The organism is Micromonospora sp. R77, assembly GCF_022747945.1.
Taxonomy (GTDB): Bacteria; Actinomycetota; Actinomycetes; order Mycobacteriales; family Micromonosporaceae; genus Micromonospora.
Genome location: NZ_JALDST010000001.1, coordinates 4,694,621 through 4,710,620, shown reverse-complemented (window position 1 = coordinate 4,710,620; position 16,000 = coordinate 4,694,621). Strand labels below are relative to the sequence as shown.

16 protein-coding genes are annotated in these 16,000 nt (G+C 69.9%); 7 read left to right on the top strand and 9 right to left on the bottom strand.

What is annotated here, in order from left to right:
* Positions 1–162: 162 nt before the first annotated feature.
* Entirely contained in the window at positions 163–1,134 is a 972-nt protein-coding gene (locus MRQ36_RS22220) for a helix-turn-helix domain-containing protein (protein WP_242798297.1), read from the top strand.
* Positions 1,135–1,449: 315 nt separating this feature from the next.
* Here the strand turns inward: MRQ36_RS22220 and MRQ36_RS22215 are convergent, their stop codons facing one another.
* From MRQ36_RS22215 to MRQ36_RS22195, 5 genes are read right to left on the bottom strand one after another with little or no spacing between them, the layout of a single operon-like run.
* Positions 1,450–1,800: a hypothetical protein gene (locus MRQ36_RS22215; RefSeq protein ID WP_242798295.1), complete on the bottom strand. Its 351-nt coding sequence runs from the start codon at positions 1,798–1,800 to the stop codon at positions 1,450–1,452.
* The gene (locus tag MRQ36_RS22210; protein ID WP_242798293.1) at positions 1,797–2,996 is read right to left on the bottom strand and encodes a nitroreductase; all 1,200 of its coding nucleotides are present in this window, start codon (positions 2,994–2,996) and stop codon (positions 1,797–1,799) included. The genes MRQ36_RS22215 and MRQ36_RS22210 overlap by 4 nt, the downstream gene beginning before the upstream one ends.
* The gene (locus tag MRQ36_RS22205) at positions 2,997–4,082 is read right to left on the bottom strand and encodes a GNAT family N-acetyltransferase (protein WP_242798291.1); all 1,086 of its coding nucleotides are present in this window, start codon (positions 4,080–4,082) and stop codon (positions 2,997–2,999) included.
* The gene (locus MRQ36_RS22200; RefSeq protein WP_242801299.1) at positions 4,079–4,519 is read right to left on the bottom strand and encodes a DUF4188 domain-containing protein; all 441 of its coding nucleotides are present in this window, start codon (positions 4,517–4,519) and stop codon (positions 4,079–4,081) included. Before MRQ36_RS22200 ends, MRQ36_RS22205 begins: the two co-directional genes overlap by 4 nt.
* Positions 4,520–4,522: 3 nt before the next feature.
* Positions 4,523–6,100, bottom strand: a complete 1,578-nt coding sequence (locus MRQ36_RS22195; RefSeq protein ID WP_242798289.1) for a phenylacetate--CoA ligase family protein — start codon at positions 6,098–6,100, stop codon at positions 4,523–4,525.
* 176 nt (positions 6,101–6,276) lie between these two features.
* On the opposite strand from MRQ36_RS22195, the gene MRQ36_RS22190 reads away from it, so the two are divergent.
* A complete protein-coding gene (locus MRQ36_RS22190) occupies positions 6,277–6,627 on the top strand; it encodes a PRC-barrel domain-containing protein (RefSeq protein ID WP_278187574.1) in 351 nt (116 codons plus the stop codon).
* 81 nt (positions 6,628–6,708) lie between these two features.
* On the opposite strand, the gene MRQ36_RS22185 is transcribed toward MRQ36_RS22190, so the two are convergent.
* Entirely contained in the window at positions 6,709–7,245 is a 537-nt protein-coding gene (locus MRQ36_RS22185) for a hypothetical protein (RefSeq protein ID WP_242798285.1), read from the bottom strand.
* Positions 7,246–7,624: 379 nt separating this feature from the next.
* On the opposite strand from MRQ36_RS22185, the gene MRQ36_RS22180 reads away from it, so the two are divergent.
* The 4 genes from MRQ36_RS22180 (at position 7,625) to MRQ36_RS22165 (ending at position 13,473) form a co-directional block, all read left to right on the top strand.
* Complete coding sequence (locus MRQ36_RS22180) at positions 7,625–8,884, top strand: P-loop NTPase fold protein (protein ID WP_242798283.1); 1,260 nt, start codon at positions 7,625–7,627, stop codon at positions 8,882–8,884.
* The gene (locus tag MRQ36_RS22175; protein ID WP_242798281.1) at positions 8,884–9,888 is read left to right on the top strand and encodes an ATP-binding protein; all 1,005 of its coding nucleotides are present in this window, start codon (positions 8,884–8,886) and stop codon (positions 9,886–9,888) included. The genes MRQ36_RS22180 and MRQ36_RS22175 overlap by 1 nt, the downstream gene beginning before the upstream one ends.
* 16 nt (positions 9,889–9,904) lie before the next feature.
* Positions 9,905–12,838: a hypothetical protein gene (locus MRQ36_RS22170; RefSeq protein ID WP_242798279.1), complete on the top strand. Its 2,934-nt coding sequence runs from the start codon at positions 9,905–9,907 to the stop codon at positions 12,836–12,838.
* A 371-nt stretch (positions 12,839–13,209) separates the two neighbouring features.
* Positions 13,210–13,473 (top strand): hypothetical protein, encoded by a 264-nt coding sequence (locus tag MRQ36_RS22165; RefSeq protein ID WP_242798277.1) that lies wholly within the window; start codon positions 13,210–13,212, stop codon positions 13,471–13,473.
* Positions 13,474–13,606: 133 nt separating this feature from the next.
* On the opposite strand, the gene MRQ36_RS22160 is transcribed toward MRQ36_RS22165, so the two are convergent.
* The 3 genes from MRQ36_RS22160 to MRQ36_RS22150 are packed head-to-tail and all read right to left on the bottom strand — an operon-like array spanning position 13,607 to position 14,168.
* Positions 13,607–13,780, bottom strand: coding sequence for a hypothetical protein (locus MRQ36_RS22160; RefSeq protein WP_242798275.1), 174 nt, complete (start codon positions 13,778–13,780; stop codon positions 13,607–13,609).
* Entirely contained in the window at positions 13,777–13,995 is a 219-nt protein-coding gene (locus MRQ36_RS22155) for a hypothetical protein (RefSeq protein ID WP_242798273.1), read from the bottom strand. The genes MRQ36_RS22160 and MRQ36_RS22155 overlap by 4 nt, the downstream gene beginning before the upstream one ends.
* A complete protein-coding gene (locus MRQ36_RS22150; protein ID WP_242798272.1) occupies positions 13,992–14,168 on the bottom strand; it encodes a hypothetical protein in 177 nt (58 codons plus the stop codon). Before MRQ36_RS22150 ends, MRQ36_RS22155 begins: the two co-directional genes overlap by 4 nt.
* 406 nt (positions 14,169–14,574) lie before the next feature.
* Here MRQ36_RS22150 and MRQ36_RS22145 point away from each other — a divergent pair, with 406 nt between their 5' ends.
* On the top strand, positions 14,575–15,996 hold the full coding sequence (locus MRQ36_RS22145; protein ID WP_242801297.1) for a helix-turn-helix domain-containing protein: 1,422 nt from the start codon (positions 14,575–14,577) through the stop codon (positions 15,994–15,996).
* The last annotated feature ends 4 nt before the right edge of the window (positions 15,997–16,000 follow it).

Here is a 16,000-nt window from a genome sequence, read left to right as displayed (position 1 = left end):
CGACGCTAGAGCCGCTTCCCGCCCGGCACACCCCGCCCCCGACGGCACTGACCTGATCCTGTCGACGGCTGTCCGGACTGCCCCACCACCGCGTTCCTACGATCGGTGTGGGCGGTCCGGGCGTCGGTGGGCCGCGCCACGATCGAATCGGGGAGGTCTGCGATGCCGGTCGAGGGGCCGAGGGTGGCGATGCTCGCCTATCCGGGCGCGGGCAGCTTCGACTACGTCACCGTCAACGAGATCTTCGGGGTGGACCACTCGCCCCGGTTCGGATCGTGGTACCGCACCAGGACCTGCGCCGTCGAGGCGGGACCGGTCGAACTGGACCGTGGGGTCACCGTGTCCGCCCCGTACGGGCTGGCCGAGGCGGAGGCCGCCGACCTGCTCGTCGTACCGGGGTGGACGCGGGAGCACGAGGTGCCGCCCCGGCCGCTGCTGGCCACCCTGCGACGCGCGCACCGGCGCGGGGCCCGCATCATGTCGGTCTGCACCGGGGCGTTCGTGCTCGGCCACGCCGGACTCCTCGACCACCGGCGGGTCACCACGCACTGGGCGCTCGCGCCGCTGCTGGGCTCGCTCTTCCCCGCCGCGACCGTGGACCCGCGGGCGCTGTTCATCGACGACCACGGCGTCCTCACCGCCGCCGGCATGTCCGCCGGCATGGACCTCGCCCTGCACGTCGTACGCGGGGACTACGGCGCGGACGCGGCGGCCACTCTGGCCCGCAAACTGGTGCTCGCCGGGTACCGCAGCGGCGGGCAGGCCCAGTTCGTCGACTCGCCGCTGCGCCCGGACCCCGGCGACCCGCTGCCGGAGCTGCTGGACTGGATGCGCGGGCACCTGGACCAGCCGTGGTCGCTGCGGTCGTTGGGCGAACGGGTGCACATGAGCCCGCGTACGCTGGCCCGGCACTTCCACCGCCTCACCGGGATGAGCCCGCACCGGTGGCTGACCCGCGAGCGGGTGCTCGCCGCCCAGCGAATGCTGGAGGCCGGTGACGAACCGATCGGCCGGATCGCCGCGCGCACCGGGATCGGCTCGACCGCCAACCTGCGGCAGACCTTCCGCCGGGAGGTCGGCGTCTCGCCCCAGGCGTACCGCGCCACGTTCCGGGCCCGCCGGGCATCGCACTGACCGGCGGTTCAGCAAGACGCCGGGTGGCTGCCGCCGCAGCTCCTGCCATATCCGTTTCGGGATCATGACGCCCCGCTCATCGAAAGCCGCTTCTGCGCATCCGTTGTCGTCGGCGGCGGCGTCACATCGCTGAGCCGGCGGGGACGGTGAGTTTGGCCAGCAGGTTCCGGTAGGCGGTGGGATGAACGATCGGGATACCTGTCGTCCCATTCGTCGTGCACGCCCGCGCCGCCGCCCTGAATGAACAGAACCTGCCGGATCCCTGCTATGACCATCCTCCTTCGCGCCCTCGGGGCGAGCCGACACCCGCTGACGTCAGCTCCGAGGTCGGGTCACCTGACCGTTCTGGGGGTCATGGATCGTCAGTCCATGACTCGTGGCGAGAGCAATGATCAGCGCAAGGGCCGCGTCACTGCGCTGTCCGTGGCTCATGCTCACGCTGATGTGGTCGATGCCCACCTCGAGCGGCATCGACATCCAGGGCGAATCATCCGGGTACGGCGGAAAGTCGGGATAGCGGGCGCGCAGACTCTCGTAGAAACCGACGATCCTTTCGTCCAGGTCGCCCTCGGGGTGCTGGCCGTCTCGGCACCGCCTCACCATGGCGCGCACCGCATCGTCGCTCGCCGTCGGACTGATGGCCAGCACGTCAAGGTCGAAACTCACCGGCACATGCTGCCCCACTCCCCCTCGACAGTCGAGCAACCGCCCGGAGTGCTCCCGCCCTCCGTCGGATGGGCGATTCCGGCCGGCGGGCGAGAACTGATCACGGTCCTGTGGAGAGCGTCAGAGAGAAGGCTGGGGGCCGTCGGCAGCTCCACCGTCCGGAAGCGGTCGACCTCGATCGGGCCGGCTGGATCAGCCGCGGCACCGTGCTGGTCACGGGCCGGCATAGCGGGTGCCGCCGACCCGGCGCGCCGAGCGGGCCGCCGGGCCGACCGGCCGGCCCACCCAGGCGACGTGCAGCAGCCGCTCCGGCGCCCGTCCAGCGCCGAGCCGAGCGCGGCGCGGGTGGCCGGCGCGTCGATGAGCTGGCTCAGCGGGTGCGCCGCCAGCCCGGCCGCGTGCAGGGTCAGCCAGGTACGCATCAGCACCCGCCCGAACTCGACCTGCGCCGCGTCGTCCAGCCCGGCCGGCCCGACCAGCACGATCACCGTGCCGCCGAGGGCGAGCGGGTCGCCGGCCGCCGCGGCCAGCAGCCGGGGCAGCCCGAGCGGGCGCAGCACCGGGTACGCGGCCAGCGCCGCCCGCAGTCCGGTCGCCTCGACCGGTGACAGCTCCAGGCAGCGGTCGGTGAGCCCGTCGGCCGGGTAGCGCGGGTGGGCCGGCGTGAGCCGCAGCCAGCCACGCAGTTCCCGGACCACGGCGGGCTCCGCGTACAGGTGCCGGTCGGCGGTGGTGAGCAGCCCGGCCAGCCGGTCGCGGTCCGGCACGACGCGGACCTCCCCGCCGGCCTGCCGGGCGACCGCGTCCAGCGCGGCGACCGTGTCGGCGTCCGGGCCGGCGGAGAACCGGCCCCGGTGGGTACGGCGGCCCTGCACCTGCGCCGCCGTGAACGGGCTGCGGTAGCCGTGCGGGGACAGCCGCAACCAGCCCACCCGGCGGTCCTCGACGCAGTGGTCCGGCACGTACTCGATCGGGAGTCCGAGGTCGGCCGCGACGATCAGGCAGGTCTCGACGAACGCGCCGAGCGACAGTCGCAGGTCGCGGCCGGTGGGGTCGGCGGCGGGCAGGGTGTCGGCGTGGTCCCACCCGACGTGGACCTCCTCGTCCCGGTAATCGAGCCGCCACGGTTGGGTGTTGTGCGCGCTCGGCGCCCGCCAGAACAGCGGCGCGAGCACGTGCAGCGCGGAGATGTCCATCTACAGTGCCTTCTCATAGAAGGTGTAGCCGTGCAGCGGCCGGCCGCCGAGCGCCCGGAACTGGGCGGCGGACGCCGGGTTGTCGCGGCCGACGTACGTGCTGCGCAGCGTGGTGTAGCCGCCGGCGTGCAGGTTGCGGCGCAGTTCGGCGGAGAGCAGCCGCTGGTAGCCCCGTCCCTGGTGGTCGGGGAGCACGCCCTTGATGATCAGCACCGCCTCGCGGCGGTAGCGGCGTCGGGTGGCCAGCAGCCGCAGCTGGTTCAGCGGGTGCAGGTCGCCCCGGACCCGCACCAGGAACTCGCTGATGTCCGGCAGGCAGAGCACGAACGCCACCGGCTGCCCGCCCCGGGTCAGATGCAGCAGCAGCGACTCGTCCAGCAGGTACGCCAGCCCGTCGGTCTGCCGACGCAACTGTTCGGCGGAGATCTCGGTGTAGTAGCCGAGCTGCGCGAAGGAGGCGTTGAGCAGCTCCCGCAGCAGGTCGAGCTGCTCGTCGAGCCGTCGGACGTCGCCCCGGTGCACCCGCAGGTCCCCCGCCGGCGCTTCCGCAGGCTCGGGCGAGCCGGGACCGGTGATCGGGCAGATCCAGGTGTCCGACTCGAACCGCCGGCGGAAGCCGGACGACTCGTAGGCGGTCACGTAGCGGGGTGGGTTCCAGGCGCTGTCGACGAAGCCCCGGTCGGCGAAGCCTGCGGTGATGACCCCGCCGGCCTGGTTGGGCAGCAGGGCGACCGGGCCGAACAGCAGGTCGCGGTCCCCGGCGGCGCGGGCGGCGGAGGTGATCGCCGCGAAGAGCGGCTCGGCGGCCGGCGCGGTGAACTCGGTCAGCCCGAACAGCTGGCAGCGGCGGCCGAGCTTCGCGTCGAAGGCGGCATCGGTGTGCAGCGTGGTGCGACCCACCACCGTCCCGGTGGCGTCGCGCAGCACGTACATCGGTGTCCCGTCGCGCCACCAGCGGCGCACCTGTTGGCGCGGGGTGGGGACGAAGCGCGGCTGGTCGGCGTACACCCGGTCGGTGAGCGCGAGGAACTCGCGCAGGCCGCGGCGGTCGACGACCCGCTCGAAGCGGGTCCGGCCGGCGCTCACCGGCGCACCGCCGGGCCGGTCCGCTCCGACCCGAGCGGGGTGAAGGTCGGGATGTGCGCCATCTCCGGGGACTCGGCCCGCCACACCCCGTTGGAATAGCCGTCGGGCTCGGCGGTCCAGAGCCGAATGAAACCGCCGGTGGCGTTGCGGGTGCCGTCGGTCACCCAGGCCATCAGCCGGCGGTGCTGCCGGGACCGGGCGAAGCGCAACATCGCGTCGCGGTCGGCGAAGAAGGCGATCGTGCCGAGCGTGCAGGGGAACTGCCAGTAGACGGTGTGCCAGCGGTAGCCGGGCGTCCGGCGCAGGTCGCGGACCATGCGCCGCCACGCCGGGAACAGCCGCAGGACCGCCAGCGGGCCGCGGTAGCGGGTCGCGCCGACGAACATGGCTTCGGCGCCGGCCTGGGCCGGGGCCAGGGAGAAGTCACGGGTACGCATCACTCAGCCCACCAGGTAGACATTCTTGATCTTCTGTTGTCCGGCGAACGGGCCGGTGCCCGGTTCGTGTGTCTCGACGCGCAGGTCACCGGCGGTCGGGTCCTCGGTCAGCGACTGCGCGAAGTCCCGGGAGACCGCCGCGAGGTGCCGCAGCACCCCGTCCCGACAGGCGGCGGCGAGGGCGGCGCGCTCCGGTTCCGCCAGCGGGCGGCGCAGCTCCAGGTGGATCACCGGCCGGGTCTCCAACGCGGCGTCCTCGACCAGCGTCAGGCAGAACCGGCTGATCTCGGCTGCGTGCGGGTTGCCGGTGTACAGGCCGTACTCGACGTCCTGCGGATAGAGGTTGGCGCCCAGGTAGGACACCGTCGAGTCGCGCCGGCCGAACAGCAGCAGCACCGGCAGCGCCATCCGTTCGCTGGACAGCGCCGCCCGGCACTCGGCCCGGGCCTGCGGGTCGGCGCGGACCAGGTCGAGGATCCGCCGCTGGTCGACCAGGAGCGCCTCGTCGCCGACGTTGTAGCGCAGCCGAGGCTGGATCACGTCGAGACCGGTGACGGTGCAGAGCAGCTCGCGTCGCTCGTTGGTCTCCAGGTAGGTGGCGAGCGGGTTGTACTGGAACACCATCGGCAGCCGCTGCTCGCCCGCGCCGAGCAGCGCCGCCCGCAGCGCCGCGTCGGTGCGCAGCCGGCGCCGCAGCCACACCGTGAACCGGGTCTCCGCGCCGAGCCCGATGGTCAGGTCCGACGCCCCGTACGCCGACCGGACCCGCACGAACCGCTCCTGGAGGTAGTCCCGCAGCGCCTCGGTCATCCCCTCTCCCCCGCAACTGGCCTGGATCCGGTAGCGCGCCCAGGGGAAGCCCTCGACGTCGAGCCGGTCCCGCAGGTGCTTCAGGAACGGCGGGTACGCGGTCACCAGGTAGTCGAAGTCCGGGCCGAACTCGCGCAGCGTGTCGACGATCTTCCCCAGGTCGGGGCCGGTGTTCTTCACCACCGCGACCCGGGCCAGCGCGGCGCCCGTCGTGGTCCCGGTCGCCCAGGCCCCCATCGAGTACGCGTTGATCACGAACGGTCGGCGCATCGGGAAGACCAGGCTGGTGTAGCCGACGATGTCGTGGTGCACGGCGCGCAGTTCCCGCTCGCCGCGCGGCCAGTTGAACGGCCGCCCCGACGAGCCGGCCGACTCGTCGACCACCACGCCCCGGGTCGGCAGCCGGCCGCCCCAGCAGCGCCGGCCGGCGTCGTACGCGACGACGTAGCTCTCCTTGTCGGTCTCCGGGAAGTCCCCCAGCCGGCGCCGCCCGCCCGGTCGGCTCCGCAGGAAGTCGCGGTACGCCGGGACGTCAAGCGCGGCGAGCGCGCAGACCCGCCGGGCGTTCGCCGCCGCCAGCCGGTCCAGCACCGGGTGGTGCCGCCGCGCCGCCCACCGCCACCGGGCGGGACGGCGGACGAGGAACCGCAGCACCGCCCCGGACAGCCGGCCGAGCAGCGCCAGTCGCACCCGACGCAGCCGTTCACCGACCGTCAGGTCGGGGGACGCGACGGTCGGCGGGGCAACGTATCGGTGCAGCGTCTCGGCCATGCCGGAAAGTCTCGTCGGGTTCGGACGGACAAGCCTGAGCCGGAACACCCGATCCGGCGCTGAGTACCCAGGCCCAACCGGATGAGCATCCGCCGCGCTCCCGACGGGACGGAGGTCCAGCCCCTCCGCGCCGGCCGCTCCAGTTTCGGTCCGCGCCGTCGGGGCATCCCTGTCGAATGTTCCCAGCAGAGAATCTCCGTGACTGGCACGGCCAAAAGGTGATCGATCCTCAGGGCGACAAGATCGGCGAACTGGAGGCCGTCTATGTCGACACGGCCACGGACGAGCCAGCGTTCGCCACCGTCAGGGTCGGCATCCTGGGCCGGCACCGGCTGGCCTTCGTCCCGTTGGACGGCGCGACGGTGTCGCCGAGTGCCGTCCGCGTGCGGTACGACAAGAAGCAGGTGGGCGACGCCCCGTCCATCGACACCAACGGCGAACTGGCAGCCAACGACGAGCCGTCGGTGTTCGCGCACTACGGCCTGCCCTACGGCGGCTCCGGTGCGCGTCGCCTGGCCCGTCGCTGAGGCCGTCCACCTGCGCCGGGGAGCGGCCGCCCGGAAGAGCCGTCCTGGCAAGAGGGCGGCTCCTCCGGCGGTCGCACCCCGCTAGTGGTCATTGAGCATGAACACCAGCGTCCGGTGTTCGACGTCGAGGAACGCGGTCCGCCATCGCGTCGACGGGGCGGTCTCGTCGTACGACCTGCTGTGCAGCCACCGCGACCCGCTCGGGAGGAACGGCACCAGGGCCGGCCACAAGTCTGCGGGGCCGTTCGGGTTGCCAGCCGCCAACGGTACGAAGTCGTAGCGCTCGGCCAACGCCCGCGCGTCCTCCGGTCGGAGCGTGACCACACCCTGGTACGCCCGGTCGGTGGGGCCGGGCGCCCGGGAACACGGGTTGCCCTGCGTACGCACCTGCCAGTGGATCTCCGGGTAGTCGCCGAGGTCCGGCAACTCCCCCGGAGGATCCCAGCGGTCGGTGCGTACCTTCGCCGCTGCGGCCGTCACGGAGTCCTGGCAGGCGCGCGTCTCCGTCCGGTCGTCGCCGACGAGCCGGAAACCCGCCCAGGCGCAGCCGACGACCGCCAACAGCAGCACAGCAGCGGCACCGATCACCGCCACCAGCAGCGGTCTACGCGTCCTCATGGCCCTGGAGCCTAGGACCCCCCGACCACCGTCACTGTTCACCACCCCCGTCCGGACCCGGTCGTCTGATACCTGCGGAACGCGGCTTCGGTGAGCTGGATGAGATATCTACCGTGCCCCGGTTGACCGGCGCGGCCTCGGCGGAATCGCGGGATGTTTGCCCCGCTCGTCGTTCGGCCGATTTGCCGGCGGGCCAACCGCCAGGGATCTGGGACGACCAAGAGGCTTGCCCACGCCGGATTGGGTCAGCATCCTGACCGAATGGCGCATCCATCGAGATTGATCATCACCTAGGGTCAGCGGGCGGCATGGAGTGCTGGTAAAAAGGCCTCGCCGATCTAGGCCGGTCGGGCGGGCCGGCGCTAAGGAGTCGACCACCATGACGAGCCTCGCTGTACTGTCCGACGCGCCGGCGTTATGTGGACAGGATCGGCTGCAGTTCTCGCGCTACGTGGATCCGCTGGTGTCCCTGTTGGCCAGCCCCGACAGCCACACCCCGTTCACGATCGGAGTGCTGGGGGCGTGGGGCAGCGGAAAGTCCAGCGTGCTGACGATGGTGGACGAACGGCTGCGCGAGCGCAACGAGGACGCGTTCCTGCCGGTGCACTTCAATCCCTGGGTACACCGCCGGGAACCGAACCTCATCCAACCGTTGTTGCGCGCCCTGCGCGACGCCATGACAGCCGATCGTGCCAAGCGGTTCCAGTCCGCCGCGCTCAAGATAACGTCGATCATCGGCACCTTGGCCGCAGATACGTTGCTGAGCGCCGTCACTGCCGGCCGGGTCACGGTGGACAAGCTGGATGCGGCGTCGGCCCAGTACGCAAAGGCCCGCAACGACGTCGGCAGTGAGCTGAGCAACCTGCGCACGGTACTTCGGGACGAGCTGGCCGGACTGGACAACCAGGGTATCCGCGCCGTCATCTTCATCGACGACCTGGACCGCTGCGAGCCGGATCAGGTCATCGACCTCCTCGAGTCGATCAAGCTGTTCCTGGACGTGCCCGGAGTCTTCGTCCTCATGGCGCTCTCCAAGGAACTGGTCGATCGCGCGGTCGCCATGAAGTACCGCGATTTCGGATTCGCGCAGGAAGACCTGGTCGACCTCGGTGACGAATATCTGGAGAAAATGATCCAGTTGCCGCTCTACCTGCTGCCGCTCGACAACCGCGGAGTCCGGACGCTGTTGAGCGAACTGGCCGATCCGCAACTGTTCGACGAGCACGGTGATCTGCTGGAAAAGATCCTGCTGCCGAATCCTCGCAAGATCAAGAGGGTGCTGAACCTGTTGGCGTTCACCACCTCGATGGTGGCCCGGACGCCCGGGCTGGCCGGCCTCAACCGCGACCTGCTGGTACGGCTCACCACGCTGCGGGTGCAGACACCGAGACTCTTCTCCGCCGTCCTGGCCGACCCGGACATCCTGGTCATTCTGGAGCTCATCTACGCCGGCAAACTCGAGGCCAGCGAGGGGGCACTGCGTACCCACTTCCGGGAGCGGGGCCCCGGCCTGTACCGCGCGATCGAGCCGCACTACCGGCGTCAGGCCTACCTCGAGCCGCTCTTCACCACGTCCGACTTCGGTTCCGAGCAGGCCCGGCTGGCCGACCACCTGACGCTCTTCGGCGGCCAGCCCTGATGAGCGACTTCCACGACGCCGACTACAGCCTCTACAACCTGACCGACGGCAACCCGTACATCCATCGGGAACTGGACGCACGACGCGCGGACCACCGGTGCTACCTGCTGGATTTCGACGGCTTCCCCAGCCTCGACGACATCGACGGCTACATTCGGCAACGGGTGGACGAGAAGCAGCCTGCCGCATTTCTCGTGTCGGGCCGCGAGGGCACCGGCCGCACCACCCTGGCGCGCAGGATCCTGCACCAGTACGCCGAACACCGGGGTGTCGGCGAGACGTTCCATGTGGTGACGGTCAACGACATCGACCACGACAGCCGGTCACGCACCAACCGGCTCATAAAGGCGATCCGGAACACCGTCATCCGTAACGGAAACTGGGCGAACCACCGCGATTCCCTGATGCGCGAGGTTCCCGACGGCGGCGGACCGGGCTTGGAGGACCTCGACCTGCAGAGCCGCGCCGAATACCTCAACAACTATGCGGAAAACATCGTCAAGCCGCCCGTGCACATCGGACTGCTGATCGATGGCGTCCAGGAGGACGCCTTCATGGACACCCTCGCCGTGGTGTTCGAGAACGTGCAGATGGCTGTCGTCGTCACCCGTGACCACTACGAGGGCAATGCGGACACCGCCTCTGCCGAGCGCCTGGCCCAACGCAAACGTTGGCAGCGATGGGCGCGAAGCGTCACGCTTCCGGCGCTGTCCGGCGACAGTGTCGAATTGTTGGCCAGCAACCGCTGGCAGATCGCCGCCCCCGAGGTGGAGTGTCCGTTCGATCTGGAGGGCCTGCGCCGCACCTTCACCAGCCGCAGCAGCCCGGTCGCCCGGGTGCTCGGATGGCTGGGCTTCCTACTGCACTGGCGGCTGATCGCATACGAGGGAACCGAGCGGTGGCCGCAGGCCGGGGAATTGTCGCTTCCCGGCAGATGGATCGAGACGATGGTTCGTCAGGTCGAGATGGCGAATGAATTCCACGGGCGCCCACCCGGTGACTGAAAAGAGTGAACGCAGCGTGGCCACATCGATCCCCGCCTTCAACCCGTTCCCGGCACAGGCCACCACCGCCGTGGAGGAGGGACCGTTCCTCGACTCGTACCGGTCCTGGCAGCAGCACACGCCGACGCTCCAACTCGATGCGGTACGGCGTACCACCACGTTCGTCGCCCGCTTCCAACTGGCGCCGAAGACGGCCGGCCGACGTGAGGGTCAGGCGGTCTTCGTGCACGGTGAGCACGGCTCCGGCAAGACCCATGCCATCCGGGCCGCCGTCGGACAGGTGGCCACCGAACATACTTCCGTCGGGCCCGCCGACGACGCGCTCTTCCCGCTGTACGTGAAGCTCAGCAGTCCGAACTTCGTGCATGCCTACCGGCTGCTCATGGCGCAGGTGTCGCTCTCGTATCTCACCGACGTCGCACTGAAGTTCCTCGGCTCACTGAGTCACGGCGGGCCGTTGCCGCTGCGCGACAGTGCTGCCTTCCAGAAGAATCCGTCGATCCTGCTCGACATGTTCAACAAGCACCTCCTCGAGCGTGGCCTCCTGCTCCAGGCGCAGGCTGATCGCCTGCAGAACGTGGTGCGGGACGAGTCCAACTTCCACCGGGCACTCATCTATCTGCTGGAGCCCGATCTTCAGGACGCCGCCTTCGCCTGGCTGCAGGCCCGCCCCGTACCCGATTCGGAGCTGCGCCGGCTGGGCATCTCCGGTCCGCTCGAGACGGCCGACCAGTGCCGCTACGGGCTCCAGTTGCTGGCCCTGCTCTGCGACCGGGCGAACCGACCGCTGGTCCTCATCCTCGACCAGGCGGAGAAGTTCCTGGCCGGTCCGGCGGGCAGCCTGGTGGTGGAGAGTTGCGGCTTCCTCCACTCACTGGTCGAGTCGATACCCGATATCGGCGGCATGCTGATCGTCGCCGCCAGCGAGGAGACCTGGTCGCTCTTGCCGGCCGACCTGCGCCAGCGGTTCGGGTCCAACGACGTCCCCTGCTTTCCACTGCAGCCGAGTCAGGCCTTCGAACTGCTCGGCATGTACGTGCTCACGGTGCTCGACCCGGCCGAACAGGGCTTCTACCGGTCGGCGTGGCCGTTCACGGACGCCGCGGTGCGGACGCTGTTGATCACAAGTGGCGGCAACGTGCGGGCACTGTTGCAGCTCGCCTGGCAGTCGTTTCAGGACTTCGCTCCGCCGCTGGAGTGCATCGGCCCCGAGAACATCCCGGACAGCCTGCTCGTCCTCGATCGGGCGACCGTGGAGATGTCGGTACGTCGGGTGCTCTGGGGGTTGGGTCAGCTCACCATCAATCTGCAGGCCAGCTTCCAGTTCACGGTGAACCTGCCCGGAGCGACGCGGTTGATGGTCCGGCTCAGTGAGGCGATGTTCTATCTCGCCGAGGCCGAACGCGCCGAGGAGGATCTCCTGGCGCGGGTCAAGGCCGGCATGTCGGGAGGTGACGCGGGGCCGGCGGAGCGGCACGTGCTGATCGTGATCGGCTACGCCAGCTCAGAGGTGCAGAGCCTCTTGCGGCGGGTCTACGACGAGGTGTTCGTCTACCGTGACAGCAACACCCTCGACCGGGCGCTGCGTGACCTCCTCGGGTCCAGACACAAGCGACTCGAGGCCGACGAGCCGGACCTGTCCGACCTGTACGGGGAACTCGCCGCCCTGGGGTGGAGCCGGACGCAGAGCGCCGACCAGCTGACGCGGGGCGTCAGGGAGCTGAACGAGTCCTACCGCGCGGACGAGGCAGATCGACGCTTCCAGGAACTGGTCCGTCGCTGGCCCGGGGAGCGGGAAGCGACGGCGCAGCGGATCGCCGCAGCGCGCCGGGACCGGGTCGACGAACAGTTGGGCGAACTGAACCGGCTCGAGCGGGTGCACCTCACCAACACGATGCTGCTGAACGCGTGCGCGGCCGCGCTGCTGGCGATCGCCGGGATCGCCGCCCTGCGGCTCCCGCTGGGAAGGACGGTGCCATGGCTCAGCTGGCTGGGTTGGACGCTGTCCGCGGTGGCGGTGGTGATGCTGGCGGGAAGCGTGCTCGCCGGGCTGCACCGAAGCCGGGCGCTCGTGCCGGCCTCCCTCGCAGAGGCGGAGCGAATAGCGCGGAATCGCTTCTTCCGGAATGAGGTCTTCTCTCCGCTCAGCAGGCTCGGCCAGATCGGCAGGTCGCTCTGGACCCAGGCCTCGGCGTGGTTGCACAGCAGACAGCTTCCGGACGGTCAACGAACCGGATCACTGCCCCGCGCCCTGCGCTCCGGCGATCCGTACCGCCGCTACGGATACCTGCTCACCGGGGCACCGGACAGAAGCCGACACACCCTGCGGGCGGCGCTGAACACCGAGCGCTCCGGACTGATCCGTCGGGTGCTGGCCGACCGGTTGGGCCGCCGGTTGCTCGACAAGGAGCCGTGGGGGCTCGTCGTCGGTCCCACCGACAACGACATCGCAGAGCTTCCGTACATCGTTCAGCACCAGCACGGCGGGTACTGGAACGAGATCGGCGGCCTGACCGAGCCTGCGCGTCTGCTCGTCGCCCTGGCCAGCAGGGATCACGGCGGCATCCGACCGGGTGGCCGGCGGAGCGCGTTGGAAGCCGACCGCCAGCAGGTGGTGCGCGGCGTGCACCATACGTCCGAGGAGCCGTTCGCAAAGCCGGGCACCCCGGGCATCCGGGAGACCAACGCCGCGATCATCCACATCCTGCAGGCCTATGAGGGCCGCGGCATGCTCGGTGAGGCGTACCGGTCCGGGCTGTCCAGTGAGGTGTTCCGGCGCGCCGCTGCGGAGACCGAGGACAACGTCCTCCGACAGGCCACTCGACTGCTCTCCCCGATCGACGGCCTCGGCGCCCATGATCATCTGCAACTCGCCCCGGAGATCGAGCAGCTGTTTCTGTTCTTCACCCAACTCCTCTATCTCCGCGACGGCGGGGCGGTGGTCAATTGACCGAACACCCAGGCTGCAGGTCGACAGGTGACCGTGGCCAGCCGTTCATCTCGGAGAGCAGCCGCAGATTCCGCTCCCCGCAAGTGCCAGCGGGACCGTTACAGAGTGGACAGTCCGGTAGGCTTCGGGCGACAGGCCGATGGATTCGGTTCTGCATGCCGCAGCGTGCGCATCAGGCCCACCTCCTAGGCTGACTCAAGGGCCTCATTTCTCTGATCGGAGATCGCGTGAGAAGCTTTGGCAGACGTCTGCTCGTAACGGTCGCTGCAGTAATCCCGGCGCTGGGGCTCACTGCAGTTCCCGCATCTGCCGCCTACCCGGTGTCTCCGTTCAGTGACACTTCCGAGAACTTCGGCTGGACTCAGGGAGGCGTGACCTGGTACAACCGGTCCGTCGGCGTCCAGGGCGAAGTCTACGACTACACGAGTTCTGCTGGCTCGACGACCGCAAAGTTCGTCTTCTTCCAGTCTGACGTGGAACTCTCTTCGCTTACCCAGACCAGAACCTCTAGCGGCGGTTCTGTCAGCTTCAATTTCCTTGTAGAAGGCCCTTCTGGTGGCATCAACGGCGTGCAGGTCTGGCTTTGTCACAGCGGTGACTGCTTCATTGCGGATGAGGTGACCAAGCCAATCTGAGGTGGGGCTGCATCCCATCTGACATCGCCCCGTCCTCCTGGGTAGCGGGGCAACGGCCCGGCCCGGCCCGCCACATCACGCGGACGTAGACACACGTACGGACGCTAACGGGCCGGGACGCGTGCTGCTGACCTCAGACGAGCCGCTGGATGCGGACCTTCGGGCACTCGTTCCTGAGGTGACCCTGCTTGTGCTGTCGGACCTGCTCGTCCCAGACCTCCTGGTCGTAGTCCGGGTCCGGCGGGATCCACCGGTGCGAGCCGACGCTGTAGTGGAACTTCTCGTCCCCGGGCCGCAGGATGCTCACCGCAACCACCCCAGGAACCGCCGGTGCAGCACCCCCGCCGGCACCCAGTGCAGATCCTCCGCCGCCCGCGCCAACTGCCCACCCATGTACAGCGCGAGCGACACCCGGGCGTCGGCGAACTCCGCCCGCAACTCCCGCCGCCGCGTCCCGCACGGCCACGGCCCACCACAACCACCGCAACTCCACAGCGGCAGCACCGGCCCGTGACTGCTCACCCGCGACCTCCGAGCACGGTCGCGGTCAACCGCCGCGCCCGCCGGCTGGTCGCCCACTCCACCTGCCAACACGGGTACGGCACGAGCCGCCCCCACCACACCCGACACCCGCCGCACATCCCGTCCAGGCCCGGCAGGTGTACGCGCAGAATCCGCTCCTCCAGCCCCGTCACGACCCCTCCCCCGGCCAGTGCGCACCACTGATCGGAATCCGGTGTCGACTCCGGCAAGGCAACTCCGCACCACACCGGCACACCCACCGCCGCCACGACCACGCCGGCCGGTGCCGCCGCGCCAAGGTCATCGCGACTGCGGCCAGATACTCCGCGTACGACACCCGACGCGTCCCGGTCGGATCCGACTTCATCGGGCCGGCCCGTTCAGCGCCCGCCGGCCCTGCCGGCCGGTGCGAATCTCACAGTTGAACGCCATGCCGGCACCGTCTCGCAGGGCATGGGTGGGCGGCCATGTCGGCCAGTCATGTCACGGTGACATGACCCTTCTCGACCACGTCGGATCCCCCGCCTAGGCTCACCGGCAGACACCATCGGTAGTCGGATGACCACTCCGGGAGCTGGCGTGCTGCTCGATCCGCTGCGGATCCCTTCGGACGTGTGGTCCGACAAAGTCGTCTGCGAGTCGTTGAGCAGGCGGGACATCGGCGGGCTCTTCCGAACGCTCAGCCGGCTGACCGGCGCGAGTCAGACCCGTATCGGGGCTGCGGTCGGACTAGAGCAGGGATACGTCAGCCGGGTCATGGCCGGTCGAAAGGTCACCTCAATAGAGGTGCTGGAGCGGATAGCCGACGGACTCGACATGCCCGACGAGTCGAGGATGACGCTCGGTCTGGCGCCTACCCGCCGACCATGTCATCACGACATGGTCCACACCGGCCAGCAGCGGCAGAGTGACACCCCGGTCGACCGATGCTGGCGCGACGATCTCCGCGCCGCAGTACGGCTCTGGGAAGGCGACGTGAACCGCAGAGAACTGATCCGCCAGACGGCGTTCGCTTCGGCGGCCTACACCCTCCCCGCGCTGCGCTGGTTCACCGCACCTACCGGGGAGCCCGTCAGCAGGTCCGGCCGACGCACCGTCGGCCAACCCGACATCGACACCATCCGCGAGCTGTGCTCGACCTGGCGACGGTTGGACAACCAGTACGGCGGCGGTCACGCCCGTGACGCCGTCGCGCGCTATCTCCACCAGGAGGTCACCCCGCTCCTGACCGACGGCCGATACGACCCGGCGACGGGCCGCAGCCTGCTCAGCGCCACAGCCGAGCTGACCCAGCTCGCCGGCTGGCAGGCGTACGACCTGGCGGAGCACGGCATCGCCCAGCGCCACCTCACCCTTGCCCTGGACCTGGCCCGCGCCGCTGGCGATGCCGGACTGGGGGCGGAGATTCTGGCCGCGATGAGCCACCAGGCCACCTACCTGGGTCAGGCAGCGACCGGCATCGACCTGGCCCGCGCCGCGCGGCAAACCGCCCGACGCGCCGGTTTGGCCGTCCTGACCGCCGAGGCGTACGTGATGGAAGCGCACGCCCACGCGACCGCCCGCGACGAGAAGGCGTGCGCGGCTGCCCTGCACCAAGCCGAGCAGACCCTCGACCGGGCCGACCGCAGCGGCAACCCGCAGTGGCTGGGCTACTTCGACGAGGCTTACCTGTCCGCGAAGTTCGCCCACTGCTTCCACGCCCTGGGCAAGGCGTTGCCCGCCGAACGCTTCGCCCGCCGGTCCCTCGACATGGACGAGCGCTACATCCGCGGCAAGGCCTTCAACCTGGCGTTGCTCGCCTCCGTCCAGGTCCAGCGCGGCGAGCCCGAACGCGGCTGTGCGATCGGCGCGGAAGCCCTAACGCTCACCGCCCAACTCCGCTCCACCCGGGCCGTCCGCTACGTACGCGACCTGCAAGCCGAGCTCGCACCGCACCGGAAGCGACCTGTCGTACGACAGTTCATCGCGCGAGTCGACGCTGCCTTGGGTACTCAGCGCTGACTCG

Excerpts from the sequence above, each read along its gene's own strand:
- MRQ36_RS22190 (WP_278187574.1), top strand. The coding sequence starts at position 6,277 with ATGTTCCCAGCAGAGAATCTCCGTGACTGGCACGGCCAAAAGGTGATC.
- MRQ36_RS22195 (WP_242798289.1), bottom strand. The coding sequence starts at position 6,100 with ATGGCCGAGACGCTGCACCGATACGTTGCCCCGCCGACCGTCGCGTCC.
- MRQ36_RS22185 (WP_242798285.1), bottom strand. The coding sequence starts at position 7,245 with ATGAGGACGCGTAGACCGCTGCTGGTGGCGGTGATCGGTGCCGCTGCT.
- MRQ36_RS22200 (WP_242801299.1), bottom strand. The coding sequence starts at position 4,519 with ATGCGTACCCGTGACTTCTCCCTGGCCCCGGCCCAGGCCGGCGCCGAA.
- MRQ36_RS22180 (WP_242798283.1), top strand. The coding sequence starts at position 7,625 with ATGACGAGCCTCGCTGTACTGTCCGACGCGCCGGCGTTATGTGGACAG.
- MRQ36_RS22175 (WP_242798281.1), top strand. The coding sequence starts at position 8,884 with ATGAGCGACTTCCACGACGCCGACTACAGCCTCTACAACCTGACCGAC.
- MRQ36_RS22210 (WP_242798293.1), bottom strand. The coding sequence starts at position 2,996 with ATGGACATCTCCGCGCTGCACGTGCTCGCGCCGCTGTTCTGGCGGGCG.
- MRQ36_RS22220 (WP_242798297.1), top strand. The coding sequence starts at position 163 with ATGCCGGTCGAGGGGCCGAGGGTGGCGATGCTCGCCTATCCGGGCGCG.